Genomic DNA, 21,648 nt, shown 5'->3' with positions numbered 1-21,648 from the left:
TCAGCGCGGCGGCGAGTCCAGCACGCGCACTCTCGCACTCTCGCACTCTCGCACTCTCGCACTCTCGCACTCTCGCACTCTCGCACTCAGCACTTCCCTTGACTTCCCGCCGTCCGCGCTCGACTATCCCTCGCAACGAGTTACGCATCGTCCTCATCCGATCCACGATGATCCCCACCACACGCCGCGGTCCGCGCCCGCGCGCACGCCGCACGCTCCGGACATGCGGCGCGTGAGGGCGCGCATCTCCACGCTGCCGGAGCCGCGGCGTATCCTGTCGTGGCTCTATCTCGGCCGCGTGGCGCTGGCCGCCGGCATCTTCGTGGCCGCCGCGTGGACGTGGCGCGACGTGGCCCCGCAGACCACGCTCGCCGCCACGCTCGTCCTCGTCGCCACGGCCGTGTTCACCACCGGCTCGGCGTGGTGGACGCACCTGCAGCGGCGGCCGCCGGGGCGCAACTTCCTCTACTTCCAGGTGCTGTTCGACGCGCTGCTGGTCACCTCCGTCGTCCATCTCACGGGCGGCGGGCAGAGCAGCTTCGCGCCGCTGTACGTGCTGGTCGTGGTGGAGGCCGCGGTCACGCTGCCGATCCTGGGCGGGCTGCTGATCGGCGTGCTGGCCAGCATCCTCTACTTCACCGACGTGGCGCTGAGCGCGCACGCGGTGGACGCCACCGTGTTCCTGCAGTGCGGGCTGTTCACCACCGTGGCCCTGGTCACCGGCTACCTGGGCGACCGGCTGCGGCAGACCGGCGCGGTGCTGGGCGAGGTGGAGACGGAACTGCAGCGGCTGCGGCTGGACACCGACGACGTGCTGGCGGGGATCGCCACGGGGATCCTCACCGTCGATGGCGAGGGCAGGCTGGCCTACGCCAACCCCGCCGCCGAGGAGCTCCTGTCCGCCGACCTCGACCCGTGGATCGGCCGCCCCGTCCTGGCCCACCTGGACCGCCTGGCACCGGGGCTGGGGAAGGTGATCGGCGAGACGCTGGAGCGGCGCGAGCCGGTGCGCCGCCACGAGACCCCCGAGCAGGACGACGGCACCGTGCTGGGCGTGAGCACCACCGTCCTCGAGCGCAGCGATCCGCCCTCGGTCACCGCCATCTTCCAGGACATCACCGAGCGCAAGCGGATGGAGTCGCTGCGCCGCCGCGCCGAGCGCCTCGAAGCGGTCGCCGACCTCTCCGCCTCGCTGGCGCACGAGATCCGCAACCCCCTGGCCTCCATCCGCAGCGCCACCGAGCAGCTGACCGGCGACGGGATGGACCCCGAGGACCGCGAGGTGCTGCGCGACCTGGTCGTCCGCGAGAGCGACCGCCTTTCGCGCCTGCTGACCGAGTTCCTGGACTTCGCGCGGGTGAAGGTGCGCTCATCGGAGGAGCTGCACGTGGGCGGGCTGGTGAAGCGCGCGCTGGACCTGGTGCGGACGCATCCCCACGCGGACGGGCGCGAGCTGCGCTTCGAGGTGGACGAGTCGGCCGCGGCGGCGCTGGTGAGCGGCGACGAGGACCTGCTGCACCGCGCGGTGCTGAACCTGGCGCTGAACGCGGTGCAGTGGGCCGGCCCCGGCGGCGCCGCCGAGGTGGCGCTCGACGTGGTGGAGAGCGACATTCTCTCCACCGCGCTGGAGTACACGCGCGCGGTGCGCATCCGCGTGAGCGACAGCGGCCCCGGCGTGCCCGAGGAAGACGCGGAGCACGTGTTCGACCCCTTCTTCACCCTGCGCCCGGGCGGCACGGGGCTGGGGCTGGCGCTGGTGCAGCGCGCGGCCGAGGCGCACGGCGGCGCGGTGTTCGTGGACGAGCCGCGCCGGGGCTGGAGCACCACCTTCACCCTGTACCTTCCCGAGTGGCGCAACGGCGGCGTGGCCGTTTCGGCCGGGGAGGACGAGCCCGCAGACGGGAAGGAACGGGAGACGTGAGCGAGGCCAAGGTCCTGATCGTGGACGACGAGACCGCCATCCTCGACACCCTGCGCATCCTGCTGAAGCGCGAGGGGTTCGCGGTGGAGACGGCCATCGGCGGGCAGGCGGGGATCGACCGGATGCACGAGATCCGCCCCGACGTGGTCCTCTCCGACGTGCGCATGCCCAACGTGGGCGGGCTCGAGGTGCTCCTCGCCGCGCGCGAGCTCGACGCCACCACGCCGGTGATCCTGATGACCGCGCAGGCCTCGCTGCAGACGGCCATCCGCGCGGTCAACGAGGGCGCCTTCTACTACATCCAGAAGCCGTTCGCCAACGACGAGCTGCTGGCCATCGTCCGCCGCGCCATCGAGAGCCGCCAGCTCAAGCGCGAGAACCAGGCGCTGAAGACGGAGATCCGCCGCCGCGACCGCGGCGACGCGGTGCGCCCCATCGGCAAGGCGCGCAAGTTCATCGACGTGCTGAAGCTGGCCGAGACGGTGGCGCCCACCGACTCCACCGTCCTCATCTCCGGCGAGTCGGGAACGGGGAAGGAGGTGCTGGCGCGCTACATCCACGAGCTTTCGGCGCGCTCGGACGGCCCGTTCGTCTCCATCAACTGCGGCGCGCTGCCGGAGAACCTGCTGGAGAGCGAGCTCTTCGGCCACGTGCGCGGCTCGTTCACCGGCGCCGTGCGCGACAAGCAGGGCCTCTTCGTCGCGGCGAAAGGAGGGACCTTCTTCCTCGACGAGGTGGGGGAGATGACGCCCGCCACGCAGGTCAAGCTCCTGCGCGTGCTGCAGGAGCGCGAGGTGATCCCGGTGGGCGCCACCGAGCCGTTGGCCGTCGACGTGCGCATCATCGCCGCGACGAACCGCGACCTGGAGGAGGAGATCCGGCGCGGCGGCTTCCGCAGCGACCTGTTCTACCGCCTGAACGTGATCACCCTGCACCTGCCGCCGCTGCGCGAGCGCGCCGACGACGTGCCGCTGCTGGTGGAGCACTTCCTCAAGCGCTACAACGGCAGCCGCGGGCGCGAGATGCGGCCCTCGGCCGAGATGATGGAGGCGCTGCAGGGGTACGACTGGCCGGGAAACGTGCGCGAACTGGAGAACGCGCTGGAGCGCGCGGCGGTGATGAGCCCGGGCGAGGAGATCCAGCCGCAGTCGCTTCCCGTCCGCATCACCGAGCGGGCGCCGCAGCCGCTGGTGCAGGCCTCGCTCCCGCCCAACCCCACGCTGGAGATCATCGAGCGCGCGTACATCCACTGGGTGCTGCAGAGCGAGGGCGGCAACAAGACGCGCGCCGCCGAGGTGCTGGGGATCGACCCGTCGACGCTCTACCGCAAGCTCCTGCGCTACGGGATGGAGAGCGCGGGGTGACGGACTGAGTAACTGACAAAAGAAGAGGGCTCACGCAGAGTCAGCAGGGTCAGCAGAGAACAGCTTCAGTTTCTCTGCTGACCCTGCTGACTCTGCGTGAGCCTTCCAATTGGAGATTCGGGGGAGAACAGAAGCTCGCGGATCCGATCGAACCCGCACTCAGCACTCCTAGTCCATCCCTTCCCCCGCGGCCGCCACCTGCTCGGGGATCGCCTGCTTCTGCCCGCCGCGCAGCACCTCGCGGATCACCGCGGCGCGCTGGTCGGCCTCGGCCGCCTGCTCCATGAAGCGCCCGCGCGAGTACATGTTGCCGCGGACCTCCATCTTCCGGGCCATCTTCCGCGCGAACGCCGCCTTCTCCTTCAGCGCCTGGAACGCCGTCCACAGCGCCGTCTCCACCTCGCTGCTCTGCTCGGCCAGCAGCGTCTCGGGGCCGAACGCGTGCCCCACGCGGCAGCGGAAGCGCACCAGCTCGCCGTCGTGGATCTCCCACAGCACGCCGTGGCACTCGGGGCAGCTGAACGGGCTGGGCCGCCCGGGGCGCCGGTCGGCGTGGAGCGCGTACGGCTCCATCTCGGCCACGTCGGCCTCGAAGTCCAGCTCGTCCTCGCGCCCCTCCTCCTCGGGCGGGGGGAGCGGCTCCGACACCAGCCGCTGCAGCAGCGCGGGGATCTCCGCCAGCGGCACGGAAAAGTCGATGCGCACGTTGGCCAGCGCGCTGCTGGGCATCCCCGGGTGGGCGGCGTCGGCCGGGTCCTGCACCACCGTGCATCCCCCCCGCCTGCGCACCGCGGCCAGCCCCGCGGTGCCGTCGTCCAGGTTTCCCGTGAGGACGACGCCGATCACCCGGCGGCCGAACGCGCGCGCCGCGCTGCGGAAGAGCGGGTCCGCCGCCGGCCGGTGCCCGTTCTCGCGCGGCCCGCGCGACAGGCGGATGGTGCCGTCGCGGTCGATCAGCAGGTGGCGGTCGGGCGGGGCCAGGTAGATGGTGCCGCGGCGGATCTCCTCGTCCTCGCCGGGATGCTTCGCCTCCAGCTTCCCCGCGCGGGCCAGGATCTCGGGAAGGCTGCTGGTGACGTAGGAGGGGAAGTGCACCACCGCGAACACGCTGGCCGGGAAGTCCGCGGGAAGCACCGAGGCGATGTGCTTCAGCGCCTCGACGCCGCCCGCGGACGCGCCGATCACCACGATGTCCCGATTCTCCACGCGCCCTCCGCTTCCCGTCTCCCCTTGCCGGGCCCCCCCGGAAGGTGAGAATTGCGGCAAGTCGCGTGCGCGCCGCCGGGGTTCCACGCCCGCAGGCGCACCAGCGGTGGGTTCCCACCTGACCGGCTGGACACCGAATTGCAAGGAAGCGGAGTAGATCCCAGCGTCCTCCCCAACCCTGCACAGGTCTACGAATGAACGCCGCAGACGAGCACGACACCTCGCCCGCCGCGCTGGAGCAGGCGAGAGTCACGCAGGAGATCTGGCGCGGCCGCGGCGCCATCGCGCGCATGGAGGCGGCAGCGCTCCGCGAGCAGGTGCGGGTCGCGCTCTGGGTGGCCCGCCGGCAGGTGGCGTATCGTGCGTGGCTGCTGGCCGAAGCGCGCCGGGAGCTGCACCTGCTCCAGCACGGGGGGGGGGGGGCGGACCGAATGCCATCGCCGCGCCGCCCGCGCCGCAGGTTGACACCGCATGAGCGGCGCGCGGATATTGCGCCGTACAGCACTCGTACGCCGCCGCGGCTGCGCCACTGAACCATGTCCGCCCCCGCTCCCTCCCCGCCCTCGCCGCCGCTGGTGGCGGTCGCCGCCTCGGCGGGGGGGATTCCCGCGCTTTCCGAACTGCTGCGCGAGCTCCCCGACGACTTTCCCGGCGCGGTGCTGGTGGTGCTGCACATCGAGCCCCACCGCATCAGCCACCTGGCCGAGGTCCTGGCGCGCTCGTCGGCGCTCCCGGTGACACAGGCCGCCGCGGGAGAGGCGCCGCAGAGCGGGCACGTGTACGTGGCCCCGCCCGACCGCCACCTGGTGGTCGGTGCCGACGGCCGGCTGGCGCTGGCCGACACGCCGCCCGAGCACCACACCCGCCCCTCGGCCGACCCGCTCTTCGCCTCGCTGGCCGACTACTGCGGACGGCGCGCCGTGGCCGCGGTGCTGAGCGGGATGGGCATGGACGGCTCGCGCGGCGTGCGGGCGGTGGCCGACGGCGGCGGCACGGTGCTGGCGCAGGACGCCGCCACCGCCGGGTACTACGGGATGCCCGCCGCCGCCATCGCCACCGGCGGCGTGGCGCACGTGCTGCCCCCCCGGGCCATGGCGCGGCTCCTGTCCACCCTCGTCACCGTCCCGACCTGACGCCATGACGCGGTCCTCCGACGAAGCCTTCGAGGCGCTGCTCGAGTTCCTGCGCGACGACCGCGGGTTCGACTTCACCGGCTACAAGCGCTCCACCCTGGGCCGCCGCGTGCGCAAGCGCATGGGCGAGGTGGGCGTGGACGACTACGCCGCGTACCGCACCTACCTCGAGGCGCACCCCGAAGAGTTCACCGCGCTCTTCAACACCATCCTCATCAACGTCACCGGCTTCTTCCGCGACCCCGAGGCGTGGGACGTGCTGGTGCGCGAGCACCTGCCGGCGCTGATCGCCCGCAAGCGCCCCAGCGAGCCCTTCCGCGTGTGGAGCGCCGGGTGCGCCAGCGGCGAGGAGACCTACACGCTGGCCATCGTGCTGGCCGAGGCGCTGGGGCTGGACCGCTTCCGCGACCAGGTGAAGATCTACGCCACCGACGCCGACGACGAGGCGCTGGCGCAGGCGCGGGTGGCCACCTACGCGCCGCGCGTCCTCGAGGCGGTGCCGCCCGACCTGCGGGCCCGGTACTTCGAGCCTTCCGGCGACGGCTACGCCTTCCGCGCCGACCTGCGGCGGCTGGTGATCTTCGGCCGGCACGACCTGGTGCGCGACGCGCCCATCAGCCACCTGGACCTGCTGGTGTCGCGCAACACGCTGATGTACTTCACCGCCGAGATCCAGACGCGCATCGTCAACCGCTTCCACTTCGCGCTGAACGACGGCGGCCTGCTCTTCCTGGGGAAGGCCGAGATGCTGCGCAGCCACGCGGCGCTCTTCACCCCGCTGAACCTGAAGGCGCGGCTCTTCGCCAAGGTCCCCCGCACCAACTTCCGCGAGCGGCTGCTGCTGATGGGCCAGGCGGCTCGCAACGACGGGAACGAGAGGCTGACGCGCGCCCTTCACCTGCGCGCCGCCGCGCTCGACGCCCATCCCGCGGCGCAGATCGTGGTCGACGCGCGCGGCGCGGTGGCGCTGGCCAACGCGAACGCACGCGCGCTGTTCGGGCTGGGAACCGAAGACGAGGGGCGGCCGCTGCAGGACCTCACCGTGTCGTACCGCCCGGTGGAGCTGCGCTCGCGCATCGAGCAGGTGCAGTCCGACCGCCGGCCGGTGGTGCTGAACAACGTGGAGTACCCGCTTCCCGACGGCGAGCTGCACCACTTCGACGTGCACGTGGCGCCGCTGGCGGGCGACGACCGCGAGCCGCTGGGGGTGAGCATCGCCTTCGTCGACGTCACCGGCTACCAGCGGCTGCAGGCCGAGCTGCAGGAGACCAACCAGGAGCTCGAGACCGCCTTCGAGGAGCTGCAGAGCACCAACGAGGAGCTCGAGACCACCAACGAGGAGCTGCAGAGCACCATCGAGGAGCTGGAGACCACCAACGAGGAGCTCCAGTCGACCAACGAGGAGCTGGAGACCATGAACGAGGAGCTCCAGTCCACCAACGAGGAGCTGGAGACCATCAACGACGAGCTCAACCGCCGCACCGGCGAGCTGAACAACGTCAACGCGTACATGGCCTCCATCCTCACCTCGCTGCGCGCCGCGGTGGTGGTGCTCGACCGGCAGCTCGACATCCGCGTGTGGAACCGCAAGGCCGAGGACCTGTGGGGGCTCAGGGCCGACGAGGTCGACGGGCACGCCTTCCAGAACCTCGACATCGGCCTTCCCGTGGAGCGGCTGAAGGGGCCGATCCGTGCCTGCATCGAGGGGAAGAGCGAGTACGAGGAGCTGGTGCTCGACGCGGTGAACCGCCGCGGCCGCCCCATCCGCTGCCGGGTGGCGGCCACCCCCTTCCTGGGCGGCGACCGCGAGATCCGCGGCGCCGTGCTGGTGATGGAGGAGTGGCGCGACGGCGTCGTGCCGTCCGCGGGCGATGGCGGGGCGCCCGCCGGGGCGGCGGTCGACGGGGGAAGCGGCGATGGCTGACCCGGCGCGCAGGCGCGTGGCGGCGCAGCCGGGCCCGGACGCGCGCGACCAGCAGCGCGAGATCGCCGAACAGGTGCGCACCTCGGCCGAGGTCGAGCGCGTGCACCGCGAGGAAGAGCGCGAGGCCGCCGAGAAGAGGCGCGTCGAGAGCGAGCACTCGCGCGAGGAGGGCGAGTCGGCGCGCATCGCCGCGGAGGAGCTGCGGGTGATCGCCGAGACGGCCCGCCGCGAGGCCGAGCGCGCCCGCCAGTACGCCGAGGCGGCGCGCCACTACGCCGACGAGGCGCGCGCCCACGCCGAGGCCGACCTCGCCCTGCGGCAGGAGATCGAGCGGCTCCTCAAGGGATTCCGCGGCCGCACCTCGCCTGGCGACGGATCCGGCACCTGATCCCTCGTTCGCGAAGAACGGGAGATTCTCACGCGGAGGCGCGGAGACGCGGAGGAGCGGACGAGCACCTCCGCGTCTCCGCGTCTCCGCGTGAGGTCCGGGGATGGCTGGGGGATGAAGACGAGAGGCGCTCCGGGAGGGGCGCCGCTCGTCGCATCGGGACCCGGTGACAGGCACCGCCGAAATGGCGGGACGAGGGTGGAATTGCTGTCGGAATCGCAGGAAAACGGGCACAAACACTTGGCATATGCGTTGCTCTTCTCCACTCCGGCATAGCACGCCCGCGCACCGCGACCAACCCGCGCGGGCGTGTCCTGAGCAACGATTCTCGATCATCCGAAAGAAGGAGCACCCATGGCCAAGGTCATTGGGATCGACCTGGGGACCACGAACTCCGTGGTCGCCGTCATGGAGGGCGGCGACCCGGTCGTCATCCCCAACGCCGAGGGCGGGCGCACCACCCCGTCGGTGGTGGCGTTCACCAAGGACGGCGAGCGCCTGGTGGGCCAGGTGGCCCGCCGCCAGGCCATCACCAACCCCAAGAACACCATCTTCTCCATCAAGCGCTTCATGGGACGCAAGGAGTCCGAGGTGAAGAGCGAGGAGAAGATCGTTCCCTACGAGGTCATCTCCGGCCCCAACGGGCTGGCGATGGTGAAGGTGCCCAACGCGGGCGACAAGGCGTTCAGCCCGCCCGAGATCTCGGCGATGATCCTGCAGAAGATGAAGCAGACCGCCGAGGACTACCTGGGGCAGACGGTGACCCAGGCGGTCATCACCGTGCCGGCCTACTTCAACGACGCGCAGCGGCAGGCCACCAAGGACGCCGGCAAGATCGCCGGGCTCGAGGTGCTGCGCATCATCAACGAGCCCACCGCGGCCGCGCTGGCCTACGGGCTCGACAAGAAGAAGGACGAGAAGATCGCCGTGTACGACCTGGGCGGCGGCACCTACGACATCTCCATCCTGGAGCTGGGCGAGGGCGTCTTCGAGGTGAAGGCCACCAACGGCGACACCCACCTGGGCGGCGACGACTTCGACCAGCGCGTGATCGAGTGGCTGGTGGACGAGTTCAAGAAGGACCAGGGGATCGACCTCTCCAAGGACCCCATGGCGCTGCAGCGCCTGAAGGAGGCGGCGGAGAAGGCCAAGATGGAGCTGTCGACCACCGCGTCGACCGACATCAACCTTCCCTTCATCACCGCCACGCAGGAGGGGCCCAAGCACCTGAACGTGACGCTGACCCGCGCCAAGTTCGAGCAGCTGGTGGACGACCTGGTGCAGCGCACCATCCCGCCCATGCAGAAGGCGCTCGACGACGCGGGGCTCAAGCCGGGCGACATCGACGAGGTGATCCTGGTGGGCGGCAGCACCCGCATCCCCAAGATCCAGGAGGTGGTGAAGGCCTTCTTCGGCAAGGACCCGCACCGCGGCGTGAACCCCGACGAGGTGGTGGCCGTGGGCGCGGCCATCCAGGGCGGCGTGCTGGCCGGCGACGTGAAGGACGTGCTGCTGCTGGACGTGACCCCGCTGTCGCTGGGGATCGAGACGCTGGGCGGCGTGTTCACCAAGCTGATCGAGCGCAACACCACCATCCCCACCAAGAAGAGCGAGGTGTTCTCGACCGCCGAGGACAACCAGACCACGGTGGAGATCCACGTGCTGCAGGGCGAGCGCGAGCTGGCGATGTATAACAAGACCATCGGCAAGTTCCAGCTCACCGGCATCCCGCCGGCGCCGCGCGGCATGCCGCAGGTGGAGGTGACGTTCGACATCGACGCCAACGGCATCCTGCACGTCTCCGCCAAGGACCGGGCCACCGGCAAGGAGCAGAAGATCCGCATCGAGGCCAGCAGCGGGCTGTCGGACTCGGAGATCGACCGGATGGTGAAGGACGCCGAGAGCCACGCCGGCGAGGACAAGCAGCGCCGCGAGCAGGTGGAGGCGCGCAACCGGCTGGACTCGATGGTCTACGAGGTGGAGAAGAACAAGAAGGAGTGGGAGGAGAAGCTCGACCAGTCCACCCGCACCGCGCTCGACGAGGCGCTGGAGCGCGCGCGCAAGGCGCTGAAGCAGGACGACGTGGGCGAGGTGCGCAGCGCCACCGAGGCGCTGCAGCAGGCCTACAGCTCGGCCGGCGCGCAGATCTACGCGTCGCAGCAGCAGGCGGACGCGGGCGGCGCCGACGCCGGCTTCACCGGCGGCGCCACCGCGGGCGCGGGCTTCGAGGGCGACGCCACCGCGCAGGCCGGCGGCCGCGCCCAGGACGACGTGGTCGAGGCCGACTACGAGATCGTGGACGACAACAAGTAGCCGCCGCCGCGGTCCGCGTCGGTCGACGGATGGGGGAACGGCCCCGCCTCCGGGTTCCGGAGGCGGGGCCGTTTTTCGTGTCCTCCGAAACCACGGAAGGAGAAACTCAGCGCTGGGGCGGCCGCGTTGCGAAAGACTGGGATTCGTGCCGCCGCGGCTGGCCCCCTCCCCCGGCCCCTCCCCCGCTGCGCAGGGGAGGGGAGAACTCAGCGCGAAGAGTTGATCCGTCGCGGGTGGCATATCGTCCCCAATGAGGCTCGCCGCGCTGAGTTGCAGTTGCTGTTCACCTCTCCTGCTGTCGGGAGAGGTCGAAAAAGTGAAGAGCCGAGACGGCAGTTTTGTCTCGGCTCTTCACTTTTTCGGGTGAGGGTCTCATGGCGGCGGGCCGCACGGAAGCCGGATCTCCCGGGGCGGCTAATCCCCATCTAATCCGACCCCCTACCGAAGTCGCTGCCGCGCAGGCACTTTTATGGGTGGAGGATTAGCATCACCCATCCCGCACAACCCGAATCACACCCCCATGCCCGATCCAGTGCGCACCAGGATTACGCTGATCGCCGCCACCGCCGTTGCCTTTACCGGCGGGGTGCTGCTGGCCTCGGGGCTGGACCTGACCGCCGGCGGCCACGCCGCCGTGCTGCAGCAGGCCCCCAGCCGCACCGACGTCAAGCCGGTGGCCGACCTCAGCGACGCCTTCATCTCCATCGCCGAGAGCGTCACGCCCGCGGTGGTCTCCATCGACACCGAGCGGCGCCCGCGCGGCGGCGGCGATGGCGGCGAGGAGGGGCCGGAGGCCGACGACTTCCGGCGCATGTTCCCGCAGTTCCGCATGCCCGACCAGAACGCGCCGCAGGAGGGCCGCGGCTCGGGCTTCATCATCTCGGCCGACGGCTACATCCTGACCAACAACCACGTGGTGGCCGACGCCGACAAGATCGACGTGGTGCTGCAGGACAACCGGCACCTGCGCGCCACCGTGGTGGGCCGCGACCCGCTGACCGACATCGCGGTGATCAAGGTCGACGCGCGCGGCCTTCCCACCGTGCGCCTGGGGAGCTCCGAGACCGCCCGCATCGGCGAGTGGGTGCTGGCCATCGGCAACCCGCTGGACCTGGGGACCACCGTCACCTCGGGGATCATCAGCGCCAAGGGGCGGGGGCTGGGGATCATCGGCCAGACCTCGGGGAGCCGCTGGGCCATCGAGGACTTCATCCAGACCGACGCGCCCATCAACCCCGGCAACTCGGGCGGCCCGCTCGTCAACCTCCGCGGCGAGGTGGTCGGCGTGAACAGCGCCATCGCCTCGCGCACCGGCTATTACTCGGGATACGGGTTCGCCGTGCCGGTCGACCTGGCGCGCCGCATCTCCGACGACCTGATCCGCTACCACGCGGTGCGCCGCCCCGCGCTGGGCGTGCAGATCACCGAGGTCACCCCCGAGGACGCCGAGGTCTACAGGCTCCAGCGCATCGAGGGGGTGGTGGCGCAGGACTTCACCGCCAGCTCGCCCGCCGAGCGCGCCGGGATGCGCCAGGGCGACGTGATCGTGGCGGTGGACGGGAAGCCGATCCAGCGCGTGGGCCAGTTCCAGCGCGTGATCGCCGGCTACCACCCGGGCGACCAGGTGACGCTCGACGTGATCCGCTACGGCAACCGCCGGCAGGTGAAGGTCACGCTGATCCAAGCGCAGACCGACCCGTCGCAGCGCGTGGCGGCAAGCACGCCGCAGCCCGCGGCGACCGACAACGGCGCCAGCAAGCTCGGCGTGGCCGTGGGCCCGCTCACGCCCGACATCGCGCGGCGGCAGGGCTACGCCGGCAACGGCGGGGTGATCGTGACCGGCGTGCAGCCGTACGGCCCCGCCAGCCGCGCCGGCATCCAGGAGGAGATGCGCATCCTGGCCGTCGACGGCCAGGCGGTGAACGACGTGGCCGCCTTCCGCGCGGCGATGGCCCGCAAGCGCCCCGGCGACATCGTCTCGCTGCAGGTGCAGGCCGGCGCCACCCGCTCGATCCTGAACATCCGCCTCCCCGACTGACGGCCCGAGACGCGGGAAGAGAGAAAGAAGCGGGGCCGCCGGATGCACCGGCGGCCCCGCTTCTTCGTTCTTCGCGACGGAGATCAGCCTTCCGCGGCGCGCTCCGCCCGTCGGTGCGAGGAGCGGGCGTGGAAGGCCACGCCGTGCCAGCCGCAGCCGTCGCACGTGCGATAGCTGCAGTGGTGCAGCGACAGCGCGCGGATCGGCTTCACCCAGCCGGGCGAGGGCCGGCGCTTGGTCGGTCTGCCACAGCGCGGGCACTCCTTCCCCGAGGTCACCCCCGCCGGGTCCACGCGCATCCGCCACCGCTTCGACCGCCAGTAGGGGAGCGCGTAGCCGCAGCGCGGGCAGCTGAGCATCCTCAGTCGTGTGGTGTGCGCGCACTTCCGGCAGAGGACCATGCACCGCTCCTGGGGCGAAGGACCCGGCGATCCGGCACGGCAAGCGACGGGAAGATACGTGCCCTCCGTCCGGTGTGCAACATTTGACGCGGAACACGCGATCTCCGTCACCGCCGGGTCACGCGTGCGACGAAATGGTGTGATCGCGGGAGTGGAATCACCCCCGCCGGTTCACCGTTGGTGGCGATCACCCGCGCCGATCGCCGGTTCCAGAGCCTGATGCTGCAGGAAGACCGCCCTCCGAGCGCCAGAAGGCCCCTTGACGCGCATGACGCGCCAGTGACGATCCGGCATGCCGGCGTGACGAACGCCCCCGCCAGAGCCGCAGCGCGGGGGCGTTCACGCGGACCGCTTCCTCGCCCGCGCTACACCCGCTGGATCTTTCGGGTGTTGAACCCCGATCCGGGACAGTAAATCAACTCCGGCAATTGAGTTGATGCACTCGCACCGATCCCACGCTGACGTCATCCTGAGGCCGGCCAGACCGTAATCAGCGTCTGTGCAAGCGTTTGCAGGCCGAAGGATCTATCATCGCGGCAGCACGGGATTGGCTGGGTCGCACCAATACTTCACCCGGAGTTGGTATAAGTAGCGCTTCCGGAGGAGATGACTCTGTAGTTGGCCGGGATGGGGGAGACCGAGCAGACCGTCTCGGCGATCCCGGGAGGCGGATGTGCCAGGAATCGAGCTCGCCCGTGGAGGGGCAGCCGTAGCTGGATGCGGCGGAGACGTGCGATCGAGGTCGGCGGCGTGACCCTCGCGGAGTCGCGTCAGCCGCGGATCCTCTTCGAGACGGGGCTGCCGCCGCGCTACTACCTGCCGATCACCGACGTGAAGCTCGACCACGCCGTCGGCGTCGGAGACGCAGTGCCCCTACCAGGGCACCGCCACCTACTGGGACCTGCAGGTGGGCGACATGACGTACTCCGACTTCGTCTGGATCTACCGCTCGCCGCTGCCGGAGTGCCAGAAGATCGCGTGCTTCTACAACGAGAAGGTCGACCTCTATCTCGACGGCGAGCTGCAGGAGCGCGTCAGGACCAGGTTCAGCTGAGCAGCGCCTCGGCTTGGCCGACCATCTGGATGAGCTGAGCCTCGAGGGGCATCTCCACGTGCATCTCCATGCTCTCGACGGAGGCGAAGGTGGTCACCAGCGTCATGACGGTGCCACCGCCGGCGCGGTCGGAGAGCGTAACCAGCATGGTGTTGAGCGGCATGTTGGGGTCGGGTTCGCCCTGGTCGTTCAGGAAGCCGTCCTCCCACGCCATGCTGCGCGGGGCTTCCACGGCGGTGATGCGCCAGTAGGCGTGGACCTTCTCGCCGCCCGGACCAATGACCTGGGCGCGAACGTACCCGCCGACGGACAGGTCGTGCTCGACGACGGTGAGCGGGAACTCCGGCGGGTTCCACCACTGCTCGAGCTGACGAGGGTCGGCGTAGAGCTGCCACACTCGCGGAAGCGCCGCGTCGAACTCGGCGACGACGGTCATCGTCAGCCTCTCGGCGTCCTGGGTTACGCTGGTTACCGGCATGTCTTCTCCCGGGAGTCGGGGTCAGTGGCGAGCAGGTCGTCCATCCGGGCGACGCGCTCACGCCAGAGCAGTTCGAGTCGGTCCAGGGCGTCATGGGCGGCACGCAGGGCGGCGGCGTTGCCCGCCACCAGGTGCTCCCGGCCCCGTCGTTGTTTGGTCACGAGTCCCGCCCTCTCCAGGACGGCGACGTGCTTCTGCACCGCCGCGAAGCTCATCGGGTAGTCGCGGGCCAAGGTCGAGACCGAGAACGACTCTTCCATGGTGCGACGCACGATGTCGCGCCGGGTCGCGTCGGAGAGGGCGTGGAAGAGCAGGTCCACCTCGGCCGGTTCCAGATCTACAACCATACGGTTGTATATAGTCCGTGACCTGCGGGGACGCAAGGGTAACGGCCGAGATAGCGTCACCGGCGGATAAACGGTGTGGTTATCGTGAGTACGGACTTCCCGAGGCCGGGCCGCCAGACACTTCTCCGGCGAGCGGGAATTCAAATTGCGCCGCAAGACTGCCAGGTCCCCTGTCACTGCGGTTGACACCGGGCCCGAACACAGCAAAGGCCCCGCAACGTAACCGTTGCGGGGCCTTCGCTTGTAAGTAGTAGCAGGGGGGGGACTCGAACCCCCGACCTTACGATTATGAGTCGTACGCTCTAACCGGCTGAGCTACCCTGCCACGCAGAAGGCCGGCCCGAAGACCGGCCTTCGCGACAGTAGCGGGGGCGGGATTCGAACCCGCGACCTTCGGGTTATGAGCCCGACGAGCTACCAGGCTGCTCCACCCCGCGTCATTGAACAGCAAATGTAAGCATTTCCGCGCCGCGGGTCAAGGCTTGGCGCCCTCTTCCGCCCCCGCCGACGGCGAGTCGACGGGGACGAAGCGGTACAGCGTCTCGCCCTCCTTGATCATCCCGAAGCGCTCGCGGGCGACACGCTCGATCGTCGCCGGATCGCCCTCCAGCCGCTTCGCCTGGGCGCGAAGGCCGGCGGCCTCGCGGCGCCAGGCGGCGGCCGAATCCTGCGCCGCCTGCCGCTGCCGCTTCACCCGCGCCAGGTCGAACGCGCTGAACTCGCCGCCCCACACAGCGAACCAGAGCGCCGCGGCCAGCACGGCGCCCGCCAGCAGGTGCCGGCCCTTCGGCCTCAGCGCCACAGCCCTCTGCCCGGGTACCGCGCCGCCGCGCCCAGCTCCTCCTCGATGCGCAGGAGCTGGTTGTACTTGGCCACGCGGTCGGTGCGGCTGGCGCTCCCCGTCTTGATCTGCCCCACGCCGGTCGCGACGGCCAGGTCGGCGATGAAGGTGTCCTCGGTCTCGCCCGAGCGGTGGCTCATTACGGCGTTGTAGCCGGCCTTCCGCGCCATCTCGATCGACTCGAGCGTCTCGGTGAGCGTGCCGATCTGGTTCACCTTCACCAGGATGGCGTTGGCCACGCCCTGCTCGATCCCCCGCGCCAGTCGCTGGGTGTTGGTGACGAACAGGTCGTCGCCCACCAGCTGCGTCGTCTCCCCCAGCGCGTCGGTGAGCTGCTTCCACCCGTCCCAGTCGTCCTCGGCCAGCCCGTCCTCGATGGAGCGGATGGGATAGCGCTGCGTCCAGCCGCGGTAGAACTCCACCATCTCCGCCGGGCTCTTCCGCTCGCCCGTGCTCTTGTGGAAGACGTACGCGCCGTCGCGATACAGCTCGCTCGCGGCCACGTCGAGCGCGAGCACGATGTCCTCGCCCATGCGGTAGCCGGCCTGGTCCACGGCCTGGAGGATCACCTCCAGCGCCTCCTCGTTCGTCGCCAGGTCCGGCGCGAAGCCGCCCTCGTCGCCCACGGACGTGCTCTTCTTCTGCGACGACAGGACCTTCTTGAGCGAATGGAAGATCTCCGTCCCCATCCGCAGCCCCTCGCCGAACGAGGTGGCGCCGACGGGCATCACCATGAACTCCTGGAAGTCCACGTTGTTGGCCGCGTGCGCCCCTCCGTTCAGGATGTTCATCATGGGGACGGGGAGGACGTTCGCCAGCGGGCCGCCGAGGTAGCGGTAGAGCGGGAGGCCGCAGTCGGCCGCGGCGGCGCGGGCGGCGGCCAGGGAGACGGCGAGGATGGCGTTGGCGCCGAGCCGGCCCTTGTTGGGCGTGCCGTCCAGCTCCAGCATCGCGCGGTCCAGCCCCACCTGGTCGTAGGCGTCGCGGCCGGCCAGCGCGTCGGCGATCTCGCCGTTGGCGTTGGCCACGGCGTTGCGCACGCCCTTGCCCAGGTAGCGCCCCTTGTCGCCGTCGCGCAGCTCCACCGCCTCGTGCTCGCCGGTGCTGGCGCCGCTGGGCACCGCCGCGCGGCCGACGGCGCCGCTGGAGAGGACGACGTCGGCCTCCACGGTGGGATTGCCGCGCGAGTCGAGGATCTCGCGGGCGCGGACCTGCTGGATCGTTGCCATGTATCTGCCCGGAATGCGTTGGGTTCGTTGGAGATATATGCAGCCGGAAAGCGGGCGGAACGTACCGTTCGCGGCCCCCCAAGTCAACGACGGAGAAGGTGCGCGGAAGTAGACGGATGAGGAAAGGAGGGGCGGATGAATCCGCAGCAACAACCACACGAAGTCCGCCTTCGCGGACTACAACCGATGGTGCCACCGCACCCTCGGCGCGCGGGACAGAATCTCAGGATCGGGACCGCCTCGCGAGGATGCTGGATGCGAGAACCGACATCGCGTCCGAGCCGAAGCCTGTAGTCCGCGAAGGCGGACTTCGTGTCGTTGTAGCCGCGGATTTATCCGCCCCGTCCCCTCGACATCCGACGATCCCCGCCGTCAGTACGCCGCGTGCAGATCCAGCGTCAGCGCGGGGAGGGCGAGCTCGCTCTCGGTGGACGGCGCCTCCAGCAGCGCTTGGGGGACGGCGGAGGAGACGTCGCGGGGGATGAGGCCGCGGCCGCGGCCGGCGATCTCCGCGGCGCGGCCGCAGTACCACAATCCCAGCCCCGCGGCCACGCGCGGATCGCGGCAGAGCGCGAGGAACGCGCCGGTGACGCCGCTCAGCGTGTCGCCCATCCCGCCGGTGGCGATGCCGCTGTGGCCTGCGACGCTCACCAGCACCGGCTCGGCACCCGACGCCACCAGCGACGGCGCGCCCTTCAGCAGCGCGGCGCACCCGAATCGGTCCGCCAGGTCGAGCGCGGCATCGAACGGATCGGCGGTGATCTTCTTCGTCGGCCGGTCCAGCAGCCGCGAGGCTTCGCCGGGGTGCGGTGTCAGCAGGAGCGGCTGGCGGACGGCTTCAGCGAGGCGGTCGTGGGTGGCGAGCAGCGTGGTGGCGTCCGCGTCGAAAAGGAGCGGGCAGTCCGCAACGTCGATGATCCGGCCCAGCAGCTCCGCCGCCTCGTCGTCGGTCCCCATCCCCGGCCCGGCCACGATGGCGTCCGCCTTCGCGAACACGTCGTCGGCGACGGAGGCGCGGTCCTCGTACAGCGCCTCGGGGATCGCCGTCTGGATGATCCTGCGGTTGGCCTCGGGGGCAACGAGCACGGCCATCCCCGCGCCCGCGCGCAGGGCGCCCATCCCCGCGAGCACGGACGCGCCGGCCATCCCCTCCCGCCCGGCCACGATCACCACGCGCCCCATCTCCCCCTTGTGCGCGTCAGGCGGAACGGGCGGGAGATGCTTCATTGCCCAGGCGGGGGTGATGAGCTGCGCGCGGTGGCCGCGGGCGAGCGGATCGAACCCGATCTCCACGCAGACGATGCGGCCCGCGTGCTGGCGTCCGGGGAAGAGGAGCAGCCCCCGCTTGGGCGCGCCGAACGTCACCGTCACGTCCGCATGGACAACCTCGCCCGCGGCCGCGCCGGTGGTGAAGTCGATCCCCGACGGACCGTCGACGGCGATGACCGGCTTCCCCGCCCCGTTCATCGCGGCGATCACGCGGTTGTACGGCGCGCGCGGGGCGCCCGTCGATCCCGTCCCCAGCAGCGCGTCGACCAGCACGTCCGCGGCCGCGATCTCCGCGTCGAGATCGTCGAGCGAACCGATCTCCATCTCCCACCCATGCCGCAGCGCGTCTTCCGGCGGGCGCGAACCGGCGGCGATCACGCGCACGTCGCGGCCCCACGCGCCGAGCGTCCGCGCGGCGACGAGCCCGTCTCCCCCGTTGTTGCCGCTGCCGCAGAGGACGAGCACGCGGCCGTCGGGGTGGAGACGCTGGATGACGGAGGCGACGCCACGGCCGGCGCTTTCCATCAGCACCCGCTCGGGAACGCCGGCCTCGTCGATGGCGTGGCGGTCCCACGCGCGCATCTCGTCGGCGGTGAGCACGGGAACGGTCTCGCGCGCGAAGAACGCGGGGCGGTGACGAGGAAAAGAGTGCCGGTTCGGCATGATGCGGCGGGTCCGGAAGCGCGAGGCCCACGGCGGAGGGTCCGCCGTGGGCACTGCCGGTCAGGGTCGGCTGCGGGCTACGGCGCTACTTGAAGCTCTGCCCGATGGTGCGGCCGTAGCTGATCTCGCCGTTGTCGATGCGGATGTTGAACCCGCACTCGGGATTGGTGCAGACCCAGGCCTTGTAGGTGATGGGCGCCCCGTCGCGCCCGTAGTCGGAAAGCGGGACCAGGATTCCCTGGTTGCACTTCAGGCACTGCGGAAACTCACGTTCGTCCGGCATGGCGTCCCCTCCCCTCTTCGGTCAGCACTGCCCCGGGCGTGCCCTCACGCCCCCCACACTTCGGACAAACGAGCAAGTCGCCGCAAAGCGTGTTCCAACGAGAGCCGATTGCGTACGGAGGTGATGGAGGGAGATGGAGATCAGGCTTCTTCGATGCGGGGCGGGCAGGCCCAGGGGTAGTTCTGCTCGAAGGCGTCGGAGAAGCAGAACACGCCGTCGAAGTCGTCGAGCGAGTCGTTGTCCTGCTTCACCAGGATCCCCAGCTCCACCAGCGCGAACACGATCTCGCCGAAGTCGCGGGTGCCGCGGATCCCCCAGTATTCCAGCACGCTGCGCGCCATGGGGCCGTAGCGCTCCAGCGCCAGGTCGCGGCACCCCTCGGCCAGCTCGCGGCCCGAGATGTGGCGCGCCTCGCCGAGGCGCTGGATGGTGTAGTGGAGGGCGGCCAGGAGGAAGAGGTAGGCCGTCTCGTGATACATGGGATAGCGCCTGCGCAGGCGCTCCATGATCGGATCGGCTAACACGGCTCCATCCATGCGCTTCGACCTCGGGGAACAGCTCTGCCGCGCGGGTTGCGGCGGGCGGCGGTGCGGACTGGGAAACGGCGCGTCGCGCCGGAAGAAAACGCGCCCGCGGCGGCGGTGCCGCGGCGCGTGTGTCCCTGAATACGCCGATCACGAATCCGCGTTCCGGTACAGCACGCGCCCGCCCACGCGCTCCGGCGCCAGCGCCCCCGCGGTGGATTCGCGCAGCTCGTCGCGCACGAACGCCTCGGCCGACGCGGGAACGCTGAACTCCGCGATCCCCGAATCCCCCGACTCCGCGTAGCCGTGCTCCACCTCCGCGGCGCCGGCGCGCTCCAGCACGCGCATCACCGCCGCCGTGTGCGCGTAGGGATAGGCCACGCGCAGCCGCACGGCAGCCGTTCCCACGCGCCGCGGCGCGGCCTCCAGCGCCAGCGCCGCGGCCTCCCCGTAGGCGCGCATCAGCCCGCCCACCCCCAGCTTCGTCCCCCCGTACCAGCGCGTCACGACGACGATCGCGTCGACCAGCCCCGCGCCCTCAATCGCGGCGAGGATCGGCGCGCCCGCGCTCCCCGACGGCTCGCCCGCGTCGTTCGCGCGCGACACGCCGCCGCGCAGGCGCCACGCGGAGCAGTGGTGCGTGGCGTCCCACATCGCCTTCTCGCGCGCGGCGAGGACGGCGCGCGCCTCCTCCTCGCTCGCCACGGGCGCCGCGTAGGCGAGGAAGACGGACGCCTTCACGCGCGTCTGCGCCTCCGCGGGCGCCGCGAGGGTGAGGAAGTCGTCGGGGGGCACGGGTGGTGTGGAGTATCGGGAGATGAGGATCAGGATAGCGCAGCGGGAGCCCTCGACGTCAGGCGAGCACCGTAGCGCGCCTCGGCATCGCGCCCTCTCCGGCTCGCTTAGGCTCGCCACCTCTCCCGTACCGGGAGAGGTAGGGGTGAGGAGATTCGCGCTGGCGGCGGGGATTCGCGCGGCCGCGGGCAGGCCCCCTCCCCCGGCCCCTCCCCCGCTGCGCAGGGGAGGGGAGAAAACTGAAATCTGCGGCCGCGCTGAGTAGCCGCGAGCGAAGCGAGCCCAGGTCCCTCCCCCAGTCGGTTTTGGGGGAGGGACAGGCGCGAAGCGCCAGGGAGAGGGCGCAGCGCCGGCACCGAGCGCAAAAGAGACGGCCCCGCTCGCCGCTCGGCAAGCAGGGCCATCTCCTCAGCACTCAGCACTCAGCACTCAGCACTCAGCACTCAGCACTCAGCACTCAGCACTCAGCACTCAGCACTTCCTACTTGGCACTTGGCACTGGGCACTGGGCACTTGGCACTTACAGCATCCCCGCGTGCGCCTCGGCCTCCTCGAGGTAGTAGTCGAGGCCCAGGTGGGTGATCTGCTCCTCGCCCATCAGCCAGCGCAGCGTGTTCTTCAGCTTCATCTGCTGGATGAACAGGTCATGCTCGGGATACAGCCCCTCGGCCGCCATCGGGCTCTTCAGGTAGAACGAGAGCCACTCCTGGATCCCCCCAAGACTCGAACGCTGCGCGAGGTCGAGGAAAAGCGCCAGGTCGAGCACGATCGGCGCGGCCAGGATGCTGTCGCGGCAGAGGAAATCGACCTTGATCTGCATCGGGTAGTCCAGCCACCCGCGGATGTCGATGTTGTCCCACCCCTCCTTCGCGTCGCCGCGCGGCGGGTAGTAGTTGATGCGGACCTTGTGGTAGAAGTTCTTGTACAGGTCCGGGTACGCCGCCGGCTGGAGGATGTGCTCCAGCACCGAGAGCTTCGACTCTTCCTTCGTCTTGAAGCTCTCCGGGTCGTCCAGCACCTCGCCGTCGCGGTTGCCGAGGATGTTGGTGCTGAACCAGCCGTCGAGGCCCAGCATGCGCGCCTTCAGGCCGGGGGCGATGATCGTCTTGATCAGCGTCTGCCCGGTCTTGAAGTCCTTGCCGGCGATCGGCACGCCGCGCTCCTCGGCCAGCTTCACCAAGGCCGGGAAGTCGACCGACAGGTTGGGCGCGCCGTTGGCGTAGGGGACACCCTCCATGATCGCCGCGTACGCGTACAGCATGCTGGGCGCGATCGAGTCGTCGTCGGCATCCAGCGCGGCCTCGAAGGCCTCGGTGCTCGCGTGCGCGGCGCCGGGCTTGATGTACACCTCGGTGCTGCCGCACCACACCATCACCAGCCGGTCGCACCCCTTCTCCTGCTTGAAGCGGCGGATGTCCTCGCGCAGCGCGTCGGCCCAGGCGCGCTTGCTGGTGCCGGGCTTGACGTTGATCCCCTC

Annotated in this window: 19 protein-coding genes, 2 tRNA genes and 1 pseudogene; 9 read left to right on the top strand and 13 right to left on the bottom strand. The window is 70.5% G+C overall.

Translation table 11 applies throughout. From position 1 onward, the window contains the following. Positions 1 to 223: 223 nt before the first annotated feature. Both VF092_24505 and VF092_24500 read left to right on the top strand, forming a co-directional pair. Positions 224 to 1,921 carry an ATP-binding protein gene (locus tag VF092_24505; GenBank protein ID HEX6750473.1) on the top strand — a complete coding sequence of 566 codons (1,698 nt, stop codon included), beginning with the start codon at positions 224 to 226 and terminating at the stop codon, positions 1,919 to 1,921. Then, on the top strand, positions 1,918 to 3,285 hold the full coding sequence (locus VF092_24500) for a sigma-54 dependent transcriptional regulator (GenBank protein ID HEX6750472.1): 1,368 nt from the start codon (positions 1,918 to 1,920) through the stop codon (positions 3,283 to 3,285). Before VF092_24505 ends, VF092_24500 begins: the two co-directional genes overlap by 4 nt. A 168-nt stretch (positions 3,286 to 3,453) precedes the next feature. Here VF092_24500 and VF092_24495 read toward each other — a convergent pair whose 3' ends face one another. Further along, positions 3,454 to 4,491: a chemotaxis protein CheB gene (locus tag VF092_24495; GenBank protein HEX6750471.1), complete on the bottom strand. Its 1,038-nt coding sequence runs from the start codon at positions 4,489 to 4,491 to the stop codon at positions 3,454 to 3,456. A gap of 194 nt (positions 4,492 to 4,685) precedes the next feature. Here VF092_24495 and VF092_24490 point away from each other — a divergent pair, with 194 nt between their 5' ends. The 6 genes from VF092_24490 (at position 4,686) to VF092_24465 (ending at position 12,287) form a co-directional block, all read left to right on the top strand. Beyond that, complete coding sequence (locus VF092_24490) at positions 4,686 to 5,024, top strand: hypothetical protein (protein HEX6750470.1); 339 nt, start codon at positions 4,686 to 4,688, stop codon at positions 5,022 to 5,024. Positions 5,025 to 5,027: 3 nt separating this feature from the next. Next, entirely contained in the window at positions 5,028 to 5,624 is a 597-nt protein-coding gene (locus tag VF092_24485) for a chemotaxis protein CheB (GenBank protein ID HEX6750469.1), read from the top strand. 4 nt (positions 5,625 to 5,628) lie between these two features. Continuing rightward, positions 5,629 to 7,548 (top strand): CheR family methyltransferase, encoded by a 1,920-nt coding sequence (locus VF092_24480; protein HEX6750468.1) that lies wholly within the window; start codon positions 5,629 to 5,631, stop codon positions 7,546 to 7,548. Further along, positions 7,541 to 7,936, top strand: a complete 396-nt coding sequence (locus VF092_24475; GenBank protein ID HEX6750467.1) for a hypothetical protein — start codon at positions 7,541 to 7,543, stop codon at positions 7,934 to 7,936. Before VF092_24480 ends, VF092_24475 begins: the two co-directional genes overlap by 8 nt. A 354-nt stretch (positions 7,937 to 8,290) precedes the next feature. Further along, positions 8,291 to 10,249 carry a molecular chaperone DnaK gene (gene dnaK / locus VF092_24470; GenBank protein ID HEX6750466.1) on the top strand — a complete coding sequence of 653 codons (1,959 nt, stop codon included), beginning with the start codon at positions 8,291 to 8,293 and terminating at the stop codon, positions 10,247 to 10,249. Between the two features lie 520 nt (positions 10,250 to 10,769). Continuing rightward, entirely contained in the window at positions 10,770 to 12,287 is a 1,518-nt protein-coding gene (locus VF092_24465; protein ID HEX6750465.1) for a Do family serine endopeptidase, read from the top strand. Positions 12,288 to 12,370: 83 nt separating this feature from the next. Here VF092_24465 and VF092_24460 read toward each other — a convergent pair whose 3' ends face one another. Continuing rightward, positions 12,371 to 12,646 carry a hypothetical protein gene (locus VF092_24460; GenBank protein ID HEX6750464.1) on the bottom strand — a complete coding sequence of 92 codons (276 nt, stop codon included), beginning with the start codon at positions 12,644 to 12,646 and terminating at the stop codon, positions 12,371 to 12,373. 669 nt (positions 12,647 to 13,315) lie between these two features. Between VF092_24460 and VF092_24455 the strand changes: the two are divergent. Then, positions 13,316 to 13,742 (top strand): annotated as a pseudogene (locus VF092_24455) (DUF427 domain-containing protein). Here VF092_24455 and VF092_24450 read toward each other — a convergent pair. The 11 genes from VF092_24450 to VF092_24400 form a co-directional block, all read right to left on the bottom strand. Next, on the bottom strand, positions 13,735 to 14,220 hold the full coding sequence (locus tag VF092_24450; protein HEX6750463.1) for an SRPBCC domain-containing protein: 486 nt from the start codon (positions 14,218 to 14,220) through the stop codon (positions 13,735 to 13,737). The pseudogene VF092_24455 and the gene VF092_24450 sit on opposite strands and share 8 nt — an antisense overlap. Further along, positions 14,211 to 14,540 (bottom strand): helix-turn-helix domain-containing protein, encoded by a 330-nt coding sequence (locus VF092_24445; GenBank protein HEX6750462.1) that lies wholly within the window; start codon positions 14,538 to 14,540, stop codon positions 14,211 to 14,213. Before VF092_24445 ends, VF092_24450 begins: the two co-directional genes overlap by 10 nt. Before the next feature lie 278 nt (positions 14,541 to 14,818). Beyond that, positions 14,819 to 14,892, bottom strand: a tRNA-Met gene (locus VF092_24440). A 38-nt stretch (positions 14,893 to 14,930) separates the two neighbouring features. Continuing rightward, a tRNA-Met gene (locus VF092_24435) sits at positions 14,931 to 15,004 on the bottom strand. 38 nt (positions 15,005 to 15,042) lie between these two features. Continuing rightward, positions 15,043 to 15,369 carry a septum formation initiator family protein gene (locus tag VF092_24430; GenBank protein ID HEX6750461.1) on the bottom strand — a complete coding sequence of 109 codons (327 nt, stop codon included), beginning with the start codon at positions 15,367 to 15,369 and terminating at the stop codon, positions 15,043 to 15,045. Next, positions 15,360 to 16,637 carry a phosphopyruvate hydratase gene (gene eno, locus VF092_24425; GenBank protein HEX6750460.1) on the bottom strand — a complete coding sequence of 426 codons (1,278 nt, stop codon included), beginning with the start codon at positions 16,635 to 16,637 and terminating at the stop codon, positions 15,360 to 15,362. Before eno ends, VF092_24430 begins: the two co-directional genes overlap by 10 nt. A 372-nt stretch (positions 16,638 to 17,009) precedes the next feature. After that, positions 17,010 to 18,506 (bottom strand): NAD(P)H-hydrate dehydratase, encoded by a 1,497-nt coding sequence (locus tag VF092_24420; GenBank protein ID HEX6750459.1) that lies wholly within the window; start codon positions 18,504 to 18,506, stop codon positions 17,010 to 17,012. A gap of 148 nt (positions 18,507 to 18,654) precedes the next feature. Then, positions 18,655 to 18,852: a hypothetical protein gene (locus VF092_24415; GenBank protein ID HEX6750458.1), complete on the bottom strand. Its 198-nt coding sequence runs from the start codon at positions 18,850 to 18,852 to the stop codon at positions 18,655 to 18,657. 140 nt (positions 18,853 to 18,992) lie between these two features. Beyond that, positions 18,993 to 19,376: a Minf_1886 family protein gene (locus VF092_24410; protein ID HEX6750457.1), complete on the bottom strand. Its 384-nt coding sequence runs from the start codon at positions 19,374 to 19,376 to the stop codon at positions 18,993 to 18,995. Between the two features lie 150 nt (positions 19,377 to 19,526). Continuing rightward, positions 19,527 to 20,171 carry a YigZ family protein gene (locus VF092_24405; protein ID HEX6750456.1) on the bottom strand — a complete coding sequence of 215 codons (645 nt, stop codon included), beginning with the start codon at positions 20,169 to 20,171 and terminating at the stop codon, positions 19,527 to 19,529. A 520-nt stretch (positions 20,172 to 20,691) separates the two neighbouring features. After that, on the bottom strand, positions 20,692 to 21,648 hold a 957-nt coding region (locus VF092_24400), incomplete at its 5' end, for an inositol-3-phosphate synthase (protein HEX6750455.1).

The sequence above is a fragment of the Longimicrobium sp. genome (assembly GCA_036377595.1).
GTDB lineage: Bacteria > Gemmatimonadota > Gemmatimonadetes > Longimicrobiales > Longimicrobiaceae > Longimicrobium.
The sequence above is the reverse complement of the archived record's forward strand: the minus strand, read 5'-3'. Positions and strand labels throughout refer to the sequence as shown.

Bases quoted from the DNA above. Each gene is read 5' to 3' on its own strand.
- VF092_24505 (HEX6750473.1), top strand. From the start codon at position 224: ATGCGGCGCGTGAGGGCGCGCATCTCCACGCTGCCGGAGCCGCGGCGT.
- VF092_24490 (HEX6750470.1), top strand. From the start codon at position 4,686: ATGAACGCCGCAGACGAGCACGACACCTCGCCCGCCGCGCTGGAGCAG.
- VF092_24485 (HEX6750469.1), top strand. From the start codon at position 5,028: ATGTCCGCCCCCGCTCCCTCCCCGCCCTCGCCGCCGCTGGTGGCGGTC.
- VF092_24480 (HEX6750468.1), top strand. From the start codon at position 5,629: ATGACGCGGTCCTCCGACGAAGCCTTCGAGGCGCTGCTCGAGTTCCTG.
- VF092_24475 (HEX6750467.1), top strand. From the start codon at position 7,541: ATGGCTGACCCGGCGCGCAGGCGCGTGGCGGCGCAGCCGGGCCCGGAC.
- dnaK (HEX6750466.1), top strand. From the start codon at position 8,291: ATGGCCAAGGTCATTGGGATCGACCTGGGGACCACGAACTCCGTGGTC.
- VF092_24465 (HEX6750465.1), top strand. From the start codon at position 10,770: ATGCCCGATCCAGTGCGCACCAGGATTACGCTGATCGCCGCCACCGCC.
- VF092_24460 (HEX6750464.1), bottom strand. From the start codon at position 12,646: ATGCTCAGCTGCCCGCGCTGCGGCTACGCGCTCCCCTACTGGCGGTCG.
- VF092_24450 (HEX6750463.1), bottom strand. From the start codon at position 14,220: ATGCCGGTAACCAGCGTAACCCAGGACGCCGAGAGGCTGACGATGACC.
- eno (HEX6750460.1), bottom strand. From the start codon at position 16,637: ATGGCAACGATCCAGCAGGTCCGCGCCCGCGAGATCCTCGACTCGCGC.
- VF092_24415 (HEX6750458.1), bottom strand. From the start codon at position 18,852: ATGCCGGACGAACGTGAGTTTCCGCAGTGCCTGAAGTGCAACCAGGGA.